The organism is Streptomyces sp. NPDC058955 (assembly GCF_042741435.1).
GTDB lineage: Bacteria > Actinomycetota > Actinomycetes > Streptomycetales > Streptomycetaceae > Streptomyces.
Map to the genome: position 1 here is coordinate 1 of NZ_JBHYKM010000251.1, position 1,096 is coordinate 1,096.

The 1,096-nt window shown below is 56.4% G+C and carries 1 rRNA gene; it reads left to right on the forward strand.

Annotation, left to right across the window (positions count from 1 at the left end):
• Positions 1–1,093: ribosomal RNA gene (locus ACFW1I_RS38390) — 23S ribosomal RNA — on the forward strand; the annotation flags it as partial.
• Between the last annotated feature and the right edge of the window lie 3 nt (positions 1,094–1,096).

Here is a 1,096-nt window from a genome sequence, read left to right on the forward strand (position 1 = left end):
CCGTAAGGCGATGTATACGGACTGACGCCTGCCCGGTGCTGGAACGTTAAGGGGACCGGTTAGTGACCTTTCGGGGTTGCGAAGCTGAGAACTTAAGCGCCAGTAAACGGCGGTGGTAACTATAACCATCCTAAGGTAGCGAAATTCCTTGTCGGGTAAGTTCCGACCTGCACGAATGGCGTAACGACTTCTCGACTGTCTCAACCATAGGCCCGGTGAAATTGCACTACGAGTAAAGATGCTCGTTTCGCGCAGCAGGACGGAAAGACCCCGGGACCTTTACTACAGTTTGATATTGGTGTTCGGTTCGGCTTGTGTAGGATAGGTGGGAGACTTTGAAGCAGCCACGCCAGTGGTTGTGGAGTCGCCGTTGAAATACCACTCTGGTCGTGCTGGATGTCTAACCTGGGTCCGTGATCCGGATCAGGGACAGTGTCTGATGGGTAGTTTAACTGGGGCGGTTGCCTCCCAAAGGGTAACGGAGGCGCCCAAAGGTTCCCTCAGCCTGGTTGGCAATCAGGTGTTGAGTGTAAGTGCACAAGGGAGCTTGACTGTGAGACCGACGGGTCGAGCAGGGACGAAAGTCGGGACTAGTGATCCGGCGGTGGCTTGTGGAAGCGCCGTCGCTCAACGGATAAAAGGTACCCCGGGGATAACAGGCTGATCTTCCCCAAGAGTCCATATCGACGGGATGGTTTGGCACCTCGATGTCGGCTCGTCGCATCCTGGGGCTGGAGTCGGTCCCAAGGGTTGGGCTGTTCGCCCATTAAAGCGGTACGCGAGCTGGGTTTAGAACGTCGTGAGACAGTTCGGTCCCTATCCGCTGTGCGCGTAGGAATATTGAGAAGGGCTGTCCCTAGTACGAGAGGACCGGGACGGACGAACCTCTGGTGTGCCAGTTGTCCTGCCAAGGGCATGGCTGGTTGGCTACGTTCGGGAGGGATAACCGCTGAAAGCATCTAAGCGGGAAGCCTGCTTCGAGATGAGTATTCCCACCTCCTTGAGAGGGTAAGGCTCCCAGTAGACGACTGGGTTGATAGGCCGGATGTGGAAGCCCAGTAATGGGTGGAGCTGACCGGTACTAATAGGCCGAGGG